Source organism: Geofilum sp. OHC36d9 (assembly GCF_052400685.1).
In the GTDB taxonomy this organism is placed as follows: domain Bacteria; phylum Bacteroidota; class Bacteroidia; order Bacteroidales; family Marinilabiliaceae; genus CAZHHH01.
Window position 1 is genome coordinate 530,975 of sequence record NZ_JBQTGJ010000001.1, and the last position, 19,515, is coordinate 550,489.

The 19,515-nt window shown below is 42.9% G+C and carries 12 protein-coding genes; 7 read left to right on the forward strand and 5 right to left on the reverse strand.

Annotated elements, in window-relative coordinates; translation table 11 throughout:
* Nucleotides 1-56: 56 nt before the first annotated feature.
* The 4 genes from araA to ACT3CD_RS01910 are packed head-to-tail and all read left to right on the forward strand — an operon-like array spanning nt 57 to nt 5,762.
* Entirely contained in the window at nt 57-1,553 is a 1,497-nt protein-coding gene (gene araA / locus ACT3CD_RS01895) for an L-arabinose isomerase (protein ID WP_444642396.1), read from the forward strand.
* Nucleotides 1,554-1,579: 26 nt separating this feature from the next.
* Nucleotides 1,580-3,370, forward strand: coding sequence for a sodium:solute symporter family transporter (locus ACT3CD_RS01900; protein ID WP_444642398.1), 1,791 nt, complete (start codon nt 1,580-1,582; stop codon nt 3,368-3,370).
* 13 nt (nt 3,371-3,383) lie between these two features.
* Nucleotides 3,384-4,073: an L-ribulose-5-phosphate 4-epimerase gene (locus tag ACT3CD_RS01905; RefSeq protein WP_444642400.1), complete on the forward strand. Its 690-nt coding sequence runs from the start codon at nt 3,384-3,386 to the stop codon at nt 4,071-4,073.
* 15 nt (nt 4,074-4,088) lie between these two features.
* The gene (locus tag ACT3CD_RS01910; protein WP_444642402.1) at nt 4,089-5,762 is read left to right on the forward strand and encodes a ribulokinase; all 1,674 of its coding nucleotides are present in this window, start codon (nt 4,089-4,091) and stop codon (nt 5,760-5,762) included.
* Nucleotides 5,763-6,062: 300 nt separating this feature from the next.
* On the opposite strand, the gene ACT3CD_RS01915 is transcribed toward ACT3CD_RS01910, so the two are convergent.
* Together ACT3CD_RS01915 and ACT3CD_RS01920 are read right to left on the reverse strand one after the other, a co-directional pair.
* The gene (locus ACT3CD_RS01915; protein ID WP_444642404.1) at nt 6,063-7,178 is read right to left on the reverse strand and encodes an aldose epimerase family protein; all 1,116 of its coding nucleotides are present in this window, start codon (nt 7,176-7,178) and stop codon (nt 6,063-6,065) included.
* A gap of 110 nt (nt 7,179-7,288) precedes the next feature.
* Complete coding sequence (locus ACT3CD_RS01920; RefSeq protein ID WP_444642406.1) at nt 7,289-8,758, reverse strand: arabinan endo-1,5-alpha-L-arabinosidase; 1,470 nt, start codon at nt 8,756-8,758, stop codon at nt 7,289-7,291.
* Nucleotides 8,759-8,930: 172 nt separating this feature from the next.
* Between ACT3CD_RS01920 and ACT3CD_RS01925 the strand changes: the two genes are divergently transcribed.
* Nucleotides 8,931-13,274, forward strand: a complete 4,344-nt coding sequence (locus ACT3CD_RS01925; RefSeq protein WP_444642408.1) for a two-component regulator propeller domain-containing protein — start codon at nt 8,931-8,933, stop codon at nt 13,272-13,274.
* Between the two features lie 59 nt (nt 13,275-13,333).
* On the opposite strand, the gene obgE is transcribed toward ACT3CD_RS01925, so the two are convergent.
* From obgE to hpt, 3 genes are all read right to left on the reverse strand, one after another.
* Nucleotides 13,334-14,341, reverse strand: coding sequence for a GTPase ObgE (gene obgE / locus ACT3CD_RS01930; RefSeq protein ID WP_444642410.1), 1,008 nt, complete (start codon nt 14,339-14,341; stop codon nt 13,334-13,336).
* Nucleotides 14,342-14,363: 22 nt separating this feature from the next.
* Nucleotides 14,364-14,930 carry an adenylate kinase gene (locus ACT3CD_RS01935; protein ID WP_444642412.1) on the reverse strand — a complete coding sequence of 189 codons (567 nt, stop codon included), beginning with the start codon at nt 14,928-14,930 and terminating at the stop codon, nt 14,364-14,366.
* Between the two features lie 92 nt (nt 14,931-15,022).
* Nucleotides 15,023-15,559: a hypoxanthine phosphoribosyltransferase gene (hpt, locus tag ACT3CD_RS01940; RefSeq protein ID WP_444642414.1), complete on the reverse strand. Its 537-nt coding sequence runs from the start codon at nt 15,557-15,559 to the stop codon at nt 15,023-15,025.
* A 747-nt stretch (nt 15,560-16,306) separates the two neighbouring features.
* Here hpt and ACT3CD_RS01945 point away from each other — a divergent pair.
* Both ACT3CD_RS01945 and ACT3CD_RS01950 read left to right on the forward strand, forming a co-directional pair.
* Entirely contained in the window at nt 16,307-17,191 is an 885-nt protein-coding gene (locus tag ACT3CD_RS01945; RefSeq protein WP_444642416.1) for a hypothetical protein, read from the forward strand.
* Nucleotides 17,192-17,202: 11 nt separating this feature from the next.
* A complete protein-coding gene (locus ACT3CD_RS01950; RefSeq protein WP_444642418.1) occupies nt 17,203-19,230 on the forward strand; it encodes a ComEA family DNA-binding protein in 2,028 nt (675 codons plus the stop codon).
* The last annotated feature ends 285 nt before the right edge of the window (nt 19,231-19,515 follow it).

Here is a 19,515-nt window from a genome sequence, read left to right on the forward strand (position 1 = left end):
TGGTTGTCAGCAGTAGGAACAGAGAGGATAATTGCAATTAATTAAAAATGTTAGCTATGTTGGAAAATTTTGAAGTTTGGTTTGTGACGGGTGCACAACTTCTTTATGGCGGAGATGCAGTCGTTGCCGTAGATGGTCATTCAACGGAAATGGTGTCAGGGTTAAATGCGTCTGGTAATTTGCCGGTTAAAGTGGTGTATAAAGGCACTGCTAATTCAGCTAAAGAAGTGACCGCAATCATGAAATCTGCTAATAATGAGGACAGGTGTATTGGCGTAATCACTTGGATGCATACCTTTTCGCCGGCTAAAATGTGGATTCATGGTTTGCAGGAATTACGTAAACCATTGCTTCATTTTCATACGCAGTATAACAAAGAAATTCCATGGGATAAAATTGATATGGATTTCATGAATCTTAATCAAAGTGCCCATGGTGATCGTGAGTTTGGACATATAACGGCTCGTTTACATAAGCCACGCAAAGTTGTGGTGGGTCATTGGCAGGACCCTAAGGCGCAAAAGAAAATTGCTGTTTGGATGCGGGTTGCTGCCGCCTGGGCCGATGCTCAGGATTTACGGATTATTCGGTTTGGTGACCAGATGAATAATGTGGCTGTTACAGATGGCGATAAGGTGGAAGCTGAAATGGTAATGGGATATCATGTCGATTATTATCCGATTGCTGAGCTGGTCGCAGTTCAGGATAAGGTGACTGATGCTGAGATTGCTGATCTGATGAAGACCTATGAAGCCGAATATGAGTTTGCCGATGATTGTAAAGAGGGTGGTAAAAACAGAGGTCAGGTGGTTCATGCTGCACGCATTGAGATCGCTTTACGTAAGTTTTTAGAGGAAAAAGGTGCCAAGGCTTTCACAACGAATTTTGACGATTTGGCTGCCGTTGATCAGTTGCCGGGTTTGGCTTCTCAACGTTTAATGGCCGATGGATATGGTTTTGGCGCTGAAGGAGACTGGAAAACAGCTGCTCTTTTTCGAACCATGTGGTTTATGGGGCAAGGATTACCCAAAGGATGTTCTTTCCTTGAGGATTATACATTGAATTTTGATGGTGAAAATAGTTCTATTCTTCAGGCTCATATGCTGGAGGTTTGTCCGTTAATTGCCGATAAAAAACCGCGTCTGGAAGTTCACCCTCTTGGTATTGGTGGTAAAAATGATCCGGCTCGTTTGGTATTTACCAGTAAAACCGGACAAGGTGTTGCTGCAACCGTAGTAGATATGGGTAGCCGTTTCCGGATGATTGTTAATGTGGTGGATTGTATAGAATCAAAACCGCTTCCTAAGTTGCCTGTTGCCAGTGCTTTGTGGGTTCCGCAGCCTAATTTTGAGATTGGGGCGGCTGCTTGGATTTTGTCCGGTGGTACGCATCATACAAGTTTTTCTTACGATTTAACGGTTGAATATCTTGAGGATTATGCCGAAATTGCTGGCCTTGAATTGGTGTTGATTGATGAATCTACAACGATTCCTGAGTTAAAGAAGGAACTGCGTTGGAATGACGTCTATTATCACCTGAATCGTATTATGTAAAATTGTTTTAAAAATTATAATTGACTATGGAATCTGCTTTTGCAACACTTGACTGGGTAATATTTGCCGTTTATGCGGTTGTTATTCTGGGAATGGGCCTTTTTATCTCAAAGGGCAAAAAGGGCGTTCAGAAAACTGCTCAGGATTATTTCTTGGCCAATAAATCATTAACGTGGTGGGCCATTGGTGCATCTCTTATTGCCGCAAATATCTCGGCTGAACAGTTTATAGGGATGTCTGGTTCCGGTTATGCTCTGGGAATAGGCATTGCCTGTTATGAATGGATCGCTGCTGCTTCGCTCATCATTATAGCAAAGTATTTTATTCCCATTTTTATTGAGAAGAAAATTTATACCATGCCGCAGTTCCTTGCTGAACGGTATTCGAGAGGCGTGAGTACTGCTTTTGCAATATTCTGGCTTTTGATATATGTGTTCGTTAACCTTACTTCGGTAACTTATATGGGTGCGTTGGCCATGAGATCAATTCTTGGTGTTCCATTGATGTACGGTATTATCGGGCTTGCTTTGTTTTCAGGAATTTATTCTATCTACGGAGGGTTGAAAGCCGTAGCATGGACCGATGTGGTTCAGGTTGTTTTTCTCGTGTTTGGTGGTTTGGTAACGACCTATATGGCCCTTGACGCTGTGGGGGGTGATGGTGGAGGCCCTGTTCAGGGATTTAGTACGCTTTTTGAAAGTGTTCGTGATCATTTTCATATGATTGCTACAGCCGATGAGAAACCTGAAGTATTTTCCGATCTTCCGGGTTTAGGCATTATACTTGGTGGTATTTGGTTGACTAATTTCGGATATTGGGGTTTTAACCAGTATATTATTCAGAAAGGTTTGGCGGCCAAATCTATCAATGATGCAAAAAGAGGCTTGCTTTTTGGTGGTTATTTGAAAATTTTAATCCCGCTTATTGTCGTTATTCCAGGAATTGCTGCTTTTTATTTGAAAAGCGATTTGCCTAAAGCTGATGAAGCTTATCCGTTTTTATTAGCTAATTATATGCCGGTTGGCGTTCGGGGACTTGCTTTTGCTGCGCTGACAGCCGCAATTGTTTCATCATTGGCTTCTATGATTAACTCTACTTCAACTATTTTTACGGTTGATATTTATAAACCTTATTTTAATCCAAACGCTACTGATAAACAGCAGGTTTTGGTTGGTCGTATTGTTGCTTTTGCCGCGCTGTTTATAGCTGTGTTAATTGCACCGATGCTGAACGATCTGGGACAGGCATTCCAATATATCCAGGAATATACCGGGTTTATTTACCCAGGTGTTGTCGTTGTGTTCTTTATGGGATTGTTTTGGCGTCAGGCTACCAATAAGGCTGCTTTATGGACGGCTTTAATGACGCTGCCATTAGGTTTTGGTTTCAAATTCGGATTCCCTGAGATGCCTTGGATGATGCGTATGGCTTTTGTCTTTATTATTCTGGCTCTGATTGCGACCGTCATTACTTTTGTTGATAGAAAAGTGTGGACCACAGATACCAAACATATTGTTCGTCCCGCATATATTCGTGCCGGTTATTTGATGCTGATTGTTGGTGTTATTTCAGCTATTATAGGCGTTGTGGGTATTAATATTCACTATTGGGCGAATTATGGTATTGGAAATATTTTTATGTTAGCCGCAGCCTTCATTTTTGTGGGCATTATTCTTGTTTCTAACGAAAAAATTATTGCTGCCGATAAAATGGCTATAGAACTGAATCCGGAAAGTTTTAAAACAGGTAAGGTATTTAACATCGGAGCTGTGGGAATTCTCGTGATTCTTGGTTTGTTGTATGGCATTTTCTGGTAAAAGATTAATTGATATGGATTTAAAACAATTGAAATCAGAAGTTTGTCAGGCCAATATTGATCTTGTAAAACATGGTCTGGTTATTTTTACCTGGGGCAACGTGAGCGCCATCGACAGGGCATTGGGTTTGGTCGTTATTAAGCCAAGCGGTGTGCCTTATGATGGCATGAAACCCGAGCATATGGTAGTGGTTGATTTGGATGGGAATGTGGTGGATGGTGAGCTTAGGCCTTCGTCTGATATGCCTACTCATCTTGAGTTATATAAAGCATTTCCTGAAATTGGAGGTGTTGTACACACCCATTCAACTTATGGTACTGCATGGGCTCAGGCTGGATTGGACTTACCCATTGTCGGAACAACACATGCCGATTATTTTTCTGATTCGATTCCTTGTACACGCGATATGACTGCTGATGAGGTGAAGGGAGATTATGAAAAAGAAACCGGGACTGTTATTGTTGAGCGTTTCAACGGAATAAATCCCAATCATATACCAGGTGTTTTAGTGAAAAACCATGCCCCTTTTACCTGGGGTAAAAATGCGAATGACGCTGTGCATAATAGTGTTGTGTTAGAACAGGTTGCAAAAATGGCTTATATAAGTAAAATGTTAAATCCTAAAATGACCATGAGTGATCATTTAACGACCAAACATTTTGAACGTAAGCATGGTGCAAACGCTTATTATGGGCAGAAGTAAGTCTAAAATTTTATTATGATGCTTAAAAAATATGTTATAGGGCTCGATTATGGTTCTGATTCTGCCCGCGCTGTTATAGTTGAAACGGGATCGGGTGAAGAGATCGCCACCTCGGTTAAGCACTATCCGCGTTGGATGGACGGTAAGTACTGTGATCCTGCTAAAGATCAGTATCGTCAGCATCCATTGGATTACATTGATGTAATGGAGTATATTGTTAAGGATTCATTGCAGAAAGCAGGAGGTGATGTTGCTGCTAATGTTGTAGGTATATCATTTGATACAACTGGTAGTACCCCTGTGTTTACCAATGAAGCTGGAATACCATTGGCTCTGTTACCTGAATTTGCCGATAATCCCAATGCAATGTTTGTGTTGTGGAAAGACCATACGGCAGTGCGCGAGGCTGCTGAAATTAACGAGCTAGCGCATAAGTGGAAAATTGATTATACGCAATACGAAGGCGGAATCTATTCTTCTGAATGGGTTTGGGCAAAGGCATTGCATGTGTTGCGTCAGGATCCGGCTGTTCGTAAAGCTGCTTACTCATGGATTGAGCATTGCGACTGGATGCCGGCACTTATAACCGGGAAGCAGAAGCCTAAAGAGGTGGTCCGTAGTCGTTGTGCTGCCGGACATAAGGCTATGTGGCTGGAAGCATGGGATGGACTTCCCTCTGAAGAGTTTCTTACGACACTTGATCCCATGTTAGCAGGGTACAGGGACCGTTTGTTCCAGAATACTTATACCAGCGATGTCAAGGTTGGAAATCTGACGACTGAGTGGGCTGACCGGTTGGGGTTAACCACTGAAGTGGCCGTCGGTGTGGGAGCATTTGACTGTCACATGGGGGCTGTTGGCGGTGAAGTAACACCCAATGTGTTGGCTCGCGCCATTGGAACTTCTACCTGTGATATCATGATTGCACCGTATGAGCAGATTGGAGATAAATTGATCGCTGGTATTTGCGGACAAGTGGATGGTTCAGTTATTCCTGGTTATGTTGGGCTTGAGGCTGGGCAATCGGCTTTCGGCGATATTTATGCCTGGTTTAAGAAGGTCGTGGCATGGCCAATGGAAAATATATTGTCCAAGTCTTCGTTGATTGATGCTGAAACGAAAGCAAAATTGATTGAAGAGACGATGGATAAGATTATTCCTGAGTTATCGGAGGCCGCCAGTAACATTTCTCTGGAAGAGTCAACGGTTATTGCTGTTGATTGGATGAATGGCCGTCGTACGCCCGATGCCAGTCAGGAAGTTACCGGTAGTATTGCCGGACTAAAACTGGGCACCTCGGCACCCCGGATTTTCCGCGCTTTGGTTGAAGCGACTGCTTTTGGTTCAAAGGCTATCGTCGACCGGTTTGCCAGAGAGGGTGTAGAGCTAAAAGGTATTATTGGCCTTGGTGGCGTCGCCAAAAAATCGCCTTTTGTCATGCAAACGTTGGCCGATGTGTTGAACATGCCTATTAAAGTGGCCCGTACCGAGCAAACATGTGCTTTTGGTGCTGCTATGTTTGCATCTGTTGTTGCCGGCGTTCATGGGTCGGTGGAAGCAGCGCAAAAAAGTATGGGTAAAGGATTCGAAAAGGAGTATCTTCCCAATGCTGCGAACGTGAAAAGGTATCAGAGTATTTATGAAAAATATGTTGAACTCGGTAAATTTACCGAGATTAACAAGTTTTAAGTTCTTGTTTAGATGTGACTTTTCTTTAACAGGGAAATTCATTTATGTAGAAGGCTATCCTCTTTTGGATGGCCTTTTATTTGTTTAGGGAAAATTATACTTCTGGGGTGTGCTTCTATTGATGGATATCTATGCAGGTAGTTTCACATTTGATATCATCATGGTATGTATTGACGCCGTCTGTTTTGAGGTAATAGATGACTGAATTTTAACTGTAAAGTAAAGAGTCGATTATATATATAACAAAGAGGTTGCCTAAAGTTTTTAGACAGCCTCTTTTTATTATTATTTTAACGCCGATTATTTATGAACGCCAAAGCGCATAATCGTTGTTGATTGGAATGTTTCGCCGGGTTGTAAAATGGTCGTCGGGAATTGCGGTTGGTTGGGAGAGTCAGGAAAGTGTTGTGTTTCCAGACACAGACCTGTATGAATGTTGTAAACACGTTGACCGCATGATTGTGTTCCATCCAGAAAATTTCCAGAATAAAATTGCAAGCCCGGTTGGGTCGTTAATAGTTCCATGTAACGTCCGCTTTTTGGGTCTTTCAGTTTTGCAGCTAATTGGAGCCCTTCGCCTGTATTTAACACATAATTATGGTCATATCCTCCTTCTACAGAGTCAATGCGAGCGCCTACAGCAGTGGGTGTGTTAAAGTCAAAAGGAGTTTCTTCAACAGCGACTATTTCGCCGGTTGGAATTAAAGTGGAGTCAACAGGCGTATAAGCTGCTGCATTGATCGTTAATTCGTGATCCAGAATGGTGCCTTCGCCTGCCAGGTTGTAGAACGAGTGATTGGTCAGGTTGATTGGAGTTGCCTTGTCGGTAGTGGCTTCATAATCGAGGTGAAGGTCGTTTCCTTTGAGGGTGTATGTTACGGTAACATTCAAATTGCCAGGGTAACCCTGTTCGCCGTCCGGGCTTAAGTAAGAGAGTTTCAGTGCAGGTGCTTCTGCATTTTCGATGGGAGTTGCCTGCCAAACAACCCTGTCGAATCCTTTTTCACCACCATGTAAATGATTTTCACCATCGTTAGTGACCAATTGATAGTCTACGTTGTCGAGGGTAAATTTGCCTTTGGCAATTCGATTGCCATAGCGGCCTATAAGTGCACCAAAGAAAACACGGTTATTTTCATAATCCGATAAATTGTCGAAGCCAAGTATTACGTTGGTGGAACTGTCGTTTTTATCCGGTGTTTCAATGGCTACAAGTGCGCCGCCAAAGGTCATAATTTTTACTTTCATACCGGTGGTACTTGTGAGTGTGTAAAGATCAACTGTTTCCCCTGTCGAAAGTGTGCCGAATACTTCTTTTTGGATGTTTTGTTGCTTAGGGCTGCAACATGAGCCTAAGCCCAATGCTATGATAAGCGTTAAACTTATCATAGTGATGGCGTAATTTGACTTTTTCATAGATAAATATTTTTTAATGTGCCTTAAATTTAAGCAGTTTTTTGAATAAAAGTATTTTTTGCTTTTATTATTTTTGCTTTATCCCGTTCACTGGAGTCTGTTTCTGCTTTTTATCTTTTTTTACCCCACAAACCTGTTCCATCGGGAAGAATGCTGCTAAAAAGAAGCGTCGGTTTTTGATTCTCCCAATCCCATCCGCTAAATATAACACATTCCAGATCATTCAGCATAAGCTTGTCTCCTTTTAGCTGCCAGCTGGAGAAATCACTGTTCTGAATGGTTTGATCCTTATTGAAGTTTATTTTTTTGGATACATTGAATGCTTTTTTGTTGTAATGCCAGCCGCCCGGGGGAATTTGTCCCTGCCACAGACTCGTCTGAGCCTTGGGTTCCTGCAGGTGTATAATTTCCCATTCGCCCGTGAGGTCTGCTTTTTTTATTTTTTGTTGGGGTACGGGTAGGTAGCGTTCCGGTGAAACGACTGGCCAGCCTGATGAGAGCCATTTTATTTCACGTACATGCATCCGGAGCATTAAGTTGTCTGGCGCCAAACGTCCTTGGTGGAACATGTAAAAACCGTTTTGATTTTCGATAACGCCACAATGTCCATTGCCCGACCAGCCAGGTTGATTTTCAAATTGATAGGAGTGTGTTAGGATGGGGTAGTTATTGGTTGTGTCTGCCATATCGTTGCCAAAGAAATCGTAGAATGGTCCTTGTGGCCGTTCCGAACGTCCCACACGTACATTATAGAAGGTAAATAGGGGATCGTATGAAACAAATAGATAATACATTTTTAGTGTCTCATTGTAAATTATCTCCGGCGCTTCAATGATTTTATTTTTTCGGTCGGCTCTGGTTGCTGTCAGATGCCCCATATCTCCCTCTTTGAGTGTTTTCCCTGTTTGTGGGTTCAGCTCAACGCAATGGAGACCTGAAAAGAAGGAACCGTAATGCATCCACATACGGCCGTTTTGAAAGTCGGTTATCACAGACGGGTCAATGGCATTCATTGAGGTGGCGGGCCCACTTTTGATTACGCACCCCTTGTCTGTCCAGGGACCTTCCGGGGTCGTTGCTTCAGCAAGTCCAATATAGGAGGTCTTTTTCCCAAATGTAGAGACCGAATAGTACAAGCGGTAAATGTTTTTATATTTAACTACTTTAGGCGCCCAGACATTTTCAGCCCCTTTGTTTCCTGTTAACCCATGTATGTAGGCCACAGCTTCGCGGGGAATTGTGTCCAGGGCCCAGCCTCGGAATTCCCAGTTTACCAGGTCTTTGGATCTTCGTATCTGGATGTTACCCACCGGTTCGTCGATATCGAAAAATGGAACATCACGTGGAATGTAATAGGCATCTGTAGAGTAGGCATAATAGAAGCTGTCAGCTTGGATGACCGATGGATCGTGTACATTTGCGGTTCCCCATAGCGATCGGTGGCTCAGAGAGGATATGTCTGAGTAATCGTCTTTATAAGGGTTTTCAGAAGGGGATTTTACCGTAGGTTGGCAGGCCGTTCCCAGGATAATTATAAGCGCAGGCAACGCAATATTCAGCCGTTTTTTTAGTAATAGCATATTTGTTGTGTTGAAATGATAATTTGTTTCGTATGATACTTCTTCAAAAGTATCTACTGTTCGATCTTTTTGAGTGGAAAATGGTGTTTATAAAGGGGATTTTTGAGTAATTAGTTGATTGATTAATATTGGCTTTAGTGGTTTATTCTTAATTTTGATCCAAAAGGAGCTAATGGGAGTGCATACGAGGATATTGTTTACATGGTCTGTAAATTTTTTGTTGGGATTGGTTTTATTCGAAACCCAGACCGCTGCTGCTGTATCAACCGATTTCAATTATCATATCCGGTATCTGACAATTGATCAGGGGTTATCTCAAAACACAGTGCATGCCATTGAAAGGGATTCAAGAGGCTGGATGTGGTTTGGAACCGGGAACGGACTAAGCCGCTTCGATGGGTACAGTTTTGTTAATTTTCATAAGCCTGCTATTCCTTCCAATCTTGTTAATGCGCTGGTTGAGACAGCCGATCGCCGACTGTGGATTGGAACCTCGGGTGGATTAGCTTATCTGAATTTGGCAACTGGTGATATCAGTACGTTTCAGTTATTGGATGCAACGGGAAATCCCGTTAATGTGATTTCCCTTTATGTTAGCCAGAATGGTTGCGTTATGGTTGGCTCTCTGGAACAAGGCTTTTTTGTGCTTTGCCCAACCGATGAGGGGTATAGAACTTTACATTTTGATTCATCCAACAGTGCCCTTTCGGGCAATCATGTGTCTTCTTTTTTGCAAATGTCCGATGGTAGGTTGCTCGTGGGAACGAATCACGGTATTGTGGTATATGATTTTCAACGGGAGGTGGTGTACCCATATAATCATGGGAATCTGGAAGGAGCCCTGATTTTATCGTTGTTCGAGAGCAACGACGGGGATTTATGGGTCGGAACTTTTAACGGGGTTTGGGTTTTTAACCCTGCAACCAGACGAAATGAGTGGTTTTTTCATGAGCCTCTAAATGAGGGAGGCCTTAGTCATGGACGGGTTAATGATATTGTACAGGATTTTAAAGGCACTATATATCTTGCAACGTTAGGCGGTGTGGATGTTTATCAGCCAAAAACCAATTCTTTTCGTGCTTTCCCGGTGCGGAAAGTGGCGGGGTTTTCTTTAAACAGTATGTTCATTAATGTGGTGTTTATTGATGAGGAAGGGAATGTTTGGATAGGAACTGAGAAAGGTGGAGTAAACCAGTTTAGTTTATATCAGAAGCCTTTTGATTATTACGTTCATCAGATCAATAATTCCAATAGTTTGTCGCATGCCACGGTTAATTCTATATTGTCGGATTCTACATCGCTCTGGATTGGAACGGCAGGTGGTGGCCTGAATCACCTGGATAGAAAAACAGGCCGGTTTAATTGTTTTAATCAAGACCCAGCCAACTCATATTCATTGCCGGGTGATTTTGTGACGACGTTGGCTTTCGATGACCGGCATAATTTGTGGGTGGGAACATGGGGGGCCGGACTGGCCAAAATGTTGCCCGATGGTCGTTTTAAACGGTTTCTGGTTCCTGTTGCTAATCCTGAAACTAATTACGAGAATTCTTTTATCTCATGTGTTTTATTTGATGGAGCCAATGACTGTTTGTTTATTGGTACTGAAGGCGGATTAGCGGTGTTGGATTTGAAGAGTGAATCGTTTTTGAAGATTGATGATGAGAATCCGCTGTCAGCCATTAATGAGATCGGATGGCTCATTAAAGACAGAGAGAATGATGTGTGGGTTGCCACGCGCAATGGTCTTTATTATTTCCGGGCCGATCAGGATTTTCGTTTAGGAGATACGCTTTGCCGGAATACCCAGGTAAACGTACTGAAAAGAAATGAGGCGTCAGACAGCATCGGATTGAGAGGCAATTATTCTACTTATTTACTGGAAGATGCAGCTGGTAATATATGGGTGGGTACATACGGCGATGGGCTGTTTAAAATATCCAAAGAAGAAGATCATTTTAAATTTCAATGTTATTCTGTTGATCAGGGACTGAGCAATAATGTCGTTTATGCCATTCAGCAGGATGAGGCCGGTTTTATCTGGGCGAGTACCGATTATGGTTTGTCAAGGCTTAATCCTGAAAATGGGTTCATCGATACTTATTTTTCTGATGATGGGTTGCTCAGCGACCAATTCTACTGGGCCTCATCATACAAATCAGACGAAGGGGAGTTGTTTTTCGGGAGTGTTAATGGGTTGAATCATTTTTACCCCTCTCGTTTTCCGGTTTATCCTTATCAGCCTGATGTGGAGATTTCCGCCCTTCGTATTTTTAATGAACCGGTGGGGGTTGGTGAGCGGCGACATGGAAAGGTGGTGTTATCGGCCCCTATCTCAGAAATGAAGGAGATCTCTCTTTCTTTTCAGGATAATGTTTTGTCGCTTGAGTTTTCGGCGCTCGATTATTACAATCCTCGTAAAACCCGTTATGCTTATCAACTTGAGGGGGTTGACAGAAATTGGGTCGAAGTGCCTTCTGATCATCGTATTGTGACCTATACTAATCTTAAAGGAGGAAGTTATCTCTTTAGGGTTAAGGCGGCTAATAGTGAAGGCACCTGGAGTAGCTCTGAAAAACATCTGGTGATTACGGTGCGGCCGCCTTTTTGGCAGACGACCTGGTTCATGGTGGTTTTAATTATCGTTATTTTCGTTGTAAGTGCTATTTATATCCGGCATCATACCAAACGTCTGATCCTGGAAAAGAATAAGCTGGAAAGTATGGTGAAGGACCGGACCCGAACGATTGCGCAGCAACGCGATAAAATGGGACTGCAAGCTGGCGAATTACAGGTGGCGAATGATCGTTTGAAACGTAGAGGGGACCTTATTGAAGGTCAAAAAAAGGAACTGGAGGCCAAGAATCAGGAGATATCTGAGCAGCGCGATCGTCTGGTCGAATTAAATCAGGAGATTGAGAGTATAAATCAAAACAGAATGCGCTTTTATACCAATATTTCACATGAATTTCGTACGCCGCTTACTCTTATTATTTCGCCTGTTGACCGATTGATGAATGAGATGAAATTGCCCGATGCGGCACGTGAAATGCTAAAAACGGTTCAAAGAAATGCCCGACGGCTCAATTTGTTAATTGACCAGCTTCTGTTTTTTAGAAAAATTGAAACGGGCAATTTATCTGTTCGGTTATCAAATACAGATATTAACAGCTTTGTTGCCGATGTGTTTCATGCTTTTGACGAGTTGGCAGCTCAACGAGAGATTAAGTATTTGCTGAAAACTGATGTGGGGGACGCTTTGTGTTGGACTGATACCAATAAACTGGAGAATATTCTTTATAACCTCATCTCGAATGCATTTAAATATACCCCGTCTGGTGGTTCAGTGACTGTAAAAGTTGCATTGACAGCTGTGTCCCATGAGGGGAGTGCTGATCCTGTTTTGAACATTCAGGTGGCCGACTCAGGCGTCGGTATCGATCAGTCGCAAATTGGTAAAATATTTAATCGCTTTTTCAGATCTCCCAATGGCTCAAATATTAAAGGTTCTGGTATTGGATTGTCACTTACACGAGAACTGGTTGAAGTGTTAAACGGACATATTGATGTAGAGTCAAATCCTCACCAGGGAAGCTGTTTTACCGTTACAATTCCATGCCGTAAAGAGGACTACCCCGGTGCCGAAATCAATGAGATGCCAGCTTTCAGTAATACGGATTTATCCGAGAAAGTGCAGGTTATTATTGATAGTATGAGTGATAATGAGCCTTTCCTGGCCGATCTTGATAGCGACTCTAACGAACCGCTTATATTGGTGGTTGAAGATAATAGGGAGTTGGCACTTTTTATTGCGAACTCATTAGCTGGGATCTACCGGGTGTTATTGGCTGCCGATGGGAAGGAAGGCTATAACCTTGCCCGTAAGAATGCGCCGGACATTATTGTTTCAGATGTTATGATGCCCGTTATGGATGGCGTGGAAATGTGCCGCCAATTGAAATCTAATTTATATACCAGCCATATTCCGGTGATTCTGCTTTCGGCCAAAGCTTTACTCGAAGATCAGATGGCCGGTGTTCGTGTTGGTGCCGACGACTACATCCCAAAGCCATTTAACCTTGAGCTTTTGCGTGTAAAGCTGCATAACATGATTGAAACCAGACGTAAAATGAAAATGATATTTGCTTCCGAAAAGGAAGTGAATATCCCCAGGAGTGGAAAGGTGGCATCTATCGACGATAAATTTTTAACTAAATCGTATGAAATCATGGAGGCCTTCTATTCAAACCCCGAGTTTAGCGTCGAGTTATTTGCCGAACAGATGTTTGTGAGCCGGTCGTTGTTGTATAAAAAATTAAAGGCATTGGTTAATTTATCACCCAATGATTTTATTACTATTTATCGTTTAAAAAAATCTTTGCCGTTATTGGCTGCTAAAAACAGGTCAATTAATGAAGTGGCTTATAGTATTGGTTTCAACGATCCTAAATATTTTAGCCGTGTGTTTAAGAAGTTTTACAAAAAAACGCCCAGCGAATACCTCGATGCCATTTGAGGTATTCGGTAATCAGCAGCCTTGGTTTTGACTTTTGAAACGTTTTTTTGCTGTGAATACTATCTGTCGAGGATGGATTTTTCCAGCTCCTTCCAGATTAAATCTTTTAACTGAGGGATTCCTTTGCCGGTAACGGCTGAAATAAATACATGCGGGATGTTGTCCGGAAGTTCGGCTTCGAGTTCTTTTTCCAGTTCTTCGTCCAGAAAATCACTTTTTGAAATGGCCAGAATGCGGTGTTTATCCAGTAATTCAGGGTTGTATTCTTTCAATTCGTTAATCAGAATATTAAATTCCTTTTTGATGTCCTTGGTATCAGAAGGTACCATGAACAACAGAATTGAGTTACGTTCAATGTGTCGCAGAAAGCGGTGCCCGATGCCTTTTCCCTCGTGGGCGCCTTCTATAATTCCGGGAATATCAGCCATAACAAATGACTTATGGTCGCGATATTCCACAATACCCAGATTTGGAATGAGTGTAGTAAAGGGATAGTCGGCAATTTCAGGTTTGGCAGAGCTTACGGCTGCCAGTAAGGTGGATTTGCCGGCATTGGGAAAACCGACCAGTCCTACGTCGGCTAAAACTTTCAGCTCCAGAATAGCGGCCAGTTCTATGGCTGGCTCGCCGGGTTGTGCATAGCGCGGGGTTTGGTTGGTGGCTGTTTTGAAATGTGTGTTTCCCTGACCACCCCGGCCGCCTTTGGCAAGTATGACTTCTTCGTTATGTTGGGTTATCTCAAACAGAACTTCCCCCGTCTCGCCATTTTTAACCACGGTACCTAACGGAACTTCAATATATTTGTCTTCGCCATCAGAGCCAAAGGAGCCTTGTTTACCCCCCGATTCTCCATGTCCGGCGAAAATATGACGCTGATACTTTAAGTGTATCAGCGTCCAGTAATTTTGATTGCCTCTTACAATTATATGGCCGCCACGTCCTCCGTCTCCACCGTCGGGACCGCCTTTGGGAACGAATTTCTCACGTCGCATATGCGTCGAGCCCCGTCCGCCGTTTCCCGAACGACAAAAGATTTTGACGTAATCTACAAAATTGGTACTGGCCATATATGTTTTGTTGGTTTATTGTTTATTCTTCTATAGCGTTGCTGATGCGGTCAAAGATCTCATCAATTGTGCCAACGCCTTTAATTCCTTTATAGGTACCTTCCGTCTTATAAAAACCAATAACAGGGGAAGTTTGTTCTTCGTAAACTTTGATTCTTTTTTCGATGGTCTCCAGATTATCGTCCGAACGACCTGAGGTTTCACCTCGTTTCAGTAGACGACTTATTAATTCTTCGCGGTTGACTTCTAAATTTAGCATCACGGAGATGTCTTCACCTCGTTTTTGCAACATTTCTTTGAGTGCTTCAGCCTGTGCCACCGTACGTGGAAAACCGTCGAAAATAACCCCTTTGGCATCGGTTAACCCGTTTAGTTTGTTCTCCAGCATACCAATGATGGTTGCGTCGGGAACCAATTCGCCACGGTTAATAAACTGAGCCGCCTCTTTTCCAAGCTTGCTTTCAGCTTTGATTTCTGCTCTCAAAATGTCGCCGGTCGAAATATGTGCCAGCCCAAATTTTGCTATAATTTTTTCGCTTTGCGTACCTTTTCCAGACCCGGGAGGGCCAAAAATAATTACATTTAACATCTTTTGAATTTAATCTATGTGTTTTGAAGTTGAGTGTTTTGTTCTATTGGGGATAAAAAATTGACGTCTGTGCTTTGACAAATGCGGTATCTTTATTCGATAACGCTGTATATGTCGGGCAAATTACGTCCAAAGCCGTTGTAGTCCAGTCCATAACCAACAATAAACTCGTTTGGTATTTCCAGACCGACATAATCCAGTCGCAGATCTTTTTTATACGCCTCGGGTTTAAACAATAAAGTGGCAACATGAACGTCTTTAGCGCCCAGATCCTTCAGTTGTTGAATGCTGTTTTCGATGGTAATACCGGTGTCAACAATATCTTCAAGTAACACAATGGTTCTGCCTTTCAACTCTTCGTTGAACCCAATCAGCTGTTTAACCTTTCCTGTGGTACCCATTCCTTCGTATGAAGCGAATTTCACAAAACTGATTTGACACGGAAATTCGATTAGCTTCATCAGGTCGGCCGAAAACATAAATGATCCATTGAGGATGCAAACCATCAGCGGATTTTTGTCCTTTAAATCGTGGTTAATTTTTTCTGCTATTTGCCAGATCGCTTTTTTAAGATCGCTGGCAGGGATAGAGAGGCCGAACTCTTTGTCTAAAAGTTTGATGCGCTTCATTAATAGGTCTCCTTTTAAAATGAAAATGCAAAAGTATAAAAAAAAGGAGTATTAGTCGTTCTTTTTTGCGATTCTTCTATTGTGTTCGCGTTTCTTTGCTTTGAAAGTGAGGTTTATATTTGAAAAATGTTGCCGTGTCGTCGGGCTCTGATCTTTCTGCCGTATTGTTTTTGGGGATTTCAGGTGTCTGTAATTTGTTTGTTGAGGTCACCCGGAACTCACCGCAATAGGCATTCCCCTTAGTGAGAGGTTGGTTTTATGCCCGTTTCATATTATTTCCTCAATTCCCGGTTTTATATATCATAGGATTAAACCTCAAATTGCAATACATCGGCTAAAAACCTCATTTCGCCGGGCCGAAAACTAATTTTTAAAACCGGAATGCTCAATTATTAACTTTTAATGCTTGATTCTTTAAGCGCAAATGTCTTCGCACCATTTCTATTTCTCATTTCTTGTATCGCGAACCTCAATTCTTAACTTAAAACTGACAATGCGTCAGTTGTGAACCTCATTTCTCAACCTCCGAACCTCATTTCTTGATCCCTGTACCTCATTTCTTGATGTCTGACTGTCAATGCGTCAGTCGTTAACCTCATTTCTTAACCCCTGTATCTCATTTCTTGACGCCTGACTGCTAATGCGTCAATCGCGAACTTCATTTCCTGAACTTTTTTGTCAGATGGTTGATTTTGAGAATGTTTATTTTTAACTTGTTTCTCAGTTAACCCATTGACCTTATGTGTTATGGATAGTTATAATGACGCGCCTATTTATTTCTGTGGATCGGGAATCTTCTGCAAGTCGCCCTTTCAGTTTTTATTCATCTGCTTTTTTTTGTGGTGCGTATTCCCTGTAATTCTTTTTTCTCAGCAACCTTATGGCGACCCGGAGGCTTATGTACTGGGTAAATCTGGAACGGTTAGTACTTCTCCGTGGTCTTTGTACGCTAATCCTTCGGGATTGGCAACGTCAGTACGTCCTGTTTTTGGCATGGGATACAGCAACGATTATCAATTGCAGGAGCTCAGCGCCCGAACCCTTTTGATGGTCTGGCCGGGCAATGGCTGTGTAATAGCGGGAGGCGTAATGCAGGATGGCTGTGAGGCTTTTAATTATCAGCAGTATAATGTCGCAGTGGCGCGTCAGATGGCGCCGTGGCTGCGCATGGCTGTGCGGCCGGTGCTGACTGTCCGACATCAGTCGGGCGTGTCTGATGAGACTGTTTTTACAATGGATGCCGGATTTCAGATTTTACCGGTCAACAATGTCACGCTGGGATTTTACAGTACCAATCCGGCGATGAGCAAATGGCAATATGCCGATGATTATACGGAATATTATCCTACAACAGTGGCCGTTGGGGTAGCCTATCGGCCTGCCAATGAGCTTGAAATGGAATTTGGTATTTTGAAGCTGACCGATACATCGCCTTTATTTTCATTTGGCATTACCAAACCTGTTTTTGACAGGGTTATTCTTCGCGGTGCTGTTTCAACATCGCCTGTGCGCATTGGACTGGGAACGAGTGTTAAATGGCGCGCGTTTTCCTTCGATGTGGGGGTTCGTCATCACGCCTCCCTGGGGATTTCTTCATCTTTTGGTTTGTTATATTATTTGTTTAAAAGCTAATAGGTTCTGTAATGCGGTATTTTATTAGTGTTTTAATTGGTTGTGGTATTGTGGTTATGCCAATTTGGTCACAATCGGAGGATGATGTTCAGTTGTGGGCTTCCGAAATTGTGGAACAACTGGCTGCTTCGGCCGATGAAGAAGCTGACTATTCTTATTTATTGGATGAGCTTTTGCGGTTACGAATGAGTCCTTTGCGTATCAATTCTGCGACGCGTGAGGATTTTGAACGTATCCTGTTTTTGGATGATGATCAGATTGAGGCTTTGTTGTATGCCCGGCATCAGTTGGGTCGGTTTACATCTTTGTATGAGTTGCAAATGGTTGAAGGGTTTTCCCGTCAGACTATTGAATGGCTGGCTCCGGTGATAATTTTTGATGAGGTGACTGAGGATGCTCCCAAACGGGTTGTCTTTAAAGGCGATTGGCTGGTAAGGGTTCAGGCGTTGGCCGAAATCCCTGCCGGTTACAAGGATAACGAGGCTGGCGAAACGGCTTATGCCGGCAATCGGCTTAAATTTTATTCGCGTTTGCAGATGGTGCCAACAGCTAATCTGGAAGTGGGGCTTGTGACGGAAAAGGATGCCGGCGAACCGGCTTTCTCGGAAGAGATAAAAACGCTCGATTATATCAATGGCTATATCAGCTGGAAACCGAAAGGTGTGATTAAACAGATTATTTTAGGGCAGTACAGGATGCGCGCGGGGCAAGGGCTTGTTTTACAGTCGTCATTAGCCCCACGAAAAAGTAGTATGGCAACGGCGGTCAGAAGCCGATATCCATCTTGCAGGCCTTCGTTGTCGGTGGCAGAGTCAGGCGGGTTAAAAGGTGCTTTGTTGTCGTTGGGAAGTGATTTGTTTACGGCAACGCCTTTTTTTTCATATCAAAAACGGGATGCATCCTGGGATGAAGATGATTCTGGTAATATTGTTTATCGGAGTCTTAAAACCGATGGTTATCATCGTACCGTTAATGAGTTGTCTCAAAAACAACAGGTTGGTGAGATGATTTATGGTTTGCAGCTAAAATATTTTTTGGGGCGTTTTATCCTCGACGCAGGTCATCTGGAGTATCAATTGCGTCATCCGGTCGAACCGGAATTAAAGCCTTATAACCGATTTTATTTACGTGGTACTTCGCACCGTAATAGCTGGCTGTCGGTGGATGGGGCGCTTTTCAATATTCATTGTTTTGGTGAAGTAGCCTATGATTACAGTGGCAAGCCGGCTTACTGGATTGGCACCCGTCAGGAGCTTCCCGGTTCTGTCAGTCTGGCTTTTTTCTGGCGGCGAATTCCGGTTGATTTTCAGTCGCCTTTGGGTGCCCCGCTGACCGAATCGTCGGTGTCTGCGGGCGAAACAGGCTGGTATTTGGGCCTTGAGACCGGTTTGCCGGGCCGTTTTTCGTTGGCCACCTACTTCGATTATTTTGACAATAAGTGGTTGCGGTCGCAGACCAATGCGCCTGCCGATGGATTTGATTTCCTTCTTGAGTTGAAGCACGCTATCACCCCTATATGGCAGAATACATTCCGGTACCGGCATAAGGAGAAAGTTGTTGATTCGGATTCCGAAACGCCAGACTACCCCGTGGAACAGGTAAAAACCAACCAACTCAGGATTCAGTCGCGATACGATGCCTCTGAAAAATGGCGTTTTACCACTCGCATGGATATGAATTTTATGTCGACTACGGACCATTCACCTCCTATGGGATTTTTGATGGCGCAGGACATCCGGTTTGCCAATAATAAATGGGTGCTTACAGCCAGATATGCACTGATGGATACGCGCGATTATGCAACGCGTGTATATGCTTATGAACCTGATGTACTCTATGGGTTCTCGGTCCCGTCCTATTATGGAAGAGGTTCGCGTTGTTTGTTACTTGTCAGGTACAATATAACCCGCAAATGGGATGTGTGGTTGCGTTATGCCTTATGGAATTACAGCGACCGCGACCAGATTGGATCGGGTTATAATCTCGTTGAGAGCAATAAAAGCAATGAGATAAAGGTTCAGATGCGATGGAAATTTTAATTGGTCCCGGCAATAAAATTCAGGTACTCCATACGAAAGCTTCATTTTTGAGGCTTTCGAAGTTTGGATAAAGAGGGTTTACTGTTGCAAACGACAATTTTGACAGCATAAATAACGAAAAAAATGACGTTTCCCGGCTGACACTAGTTAGAGTCTGTCCCTAAACTAAGGGTTTAAAATATAAAATTCAAATTCAAGGCTTGCGAAGTCATAAAAATCAAGGAGTTTACTTTTTGTAAATGACTGTTTTTATGACAAGCATAACGCAGAAGTTGACTTTATAGA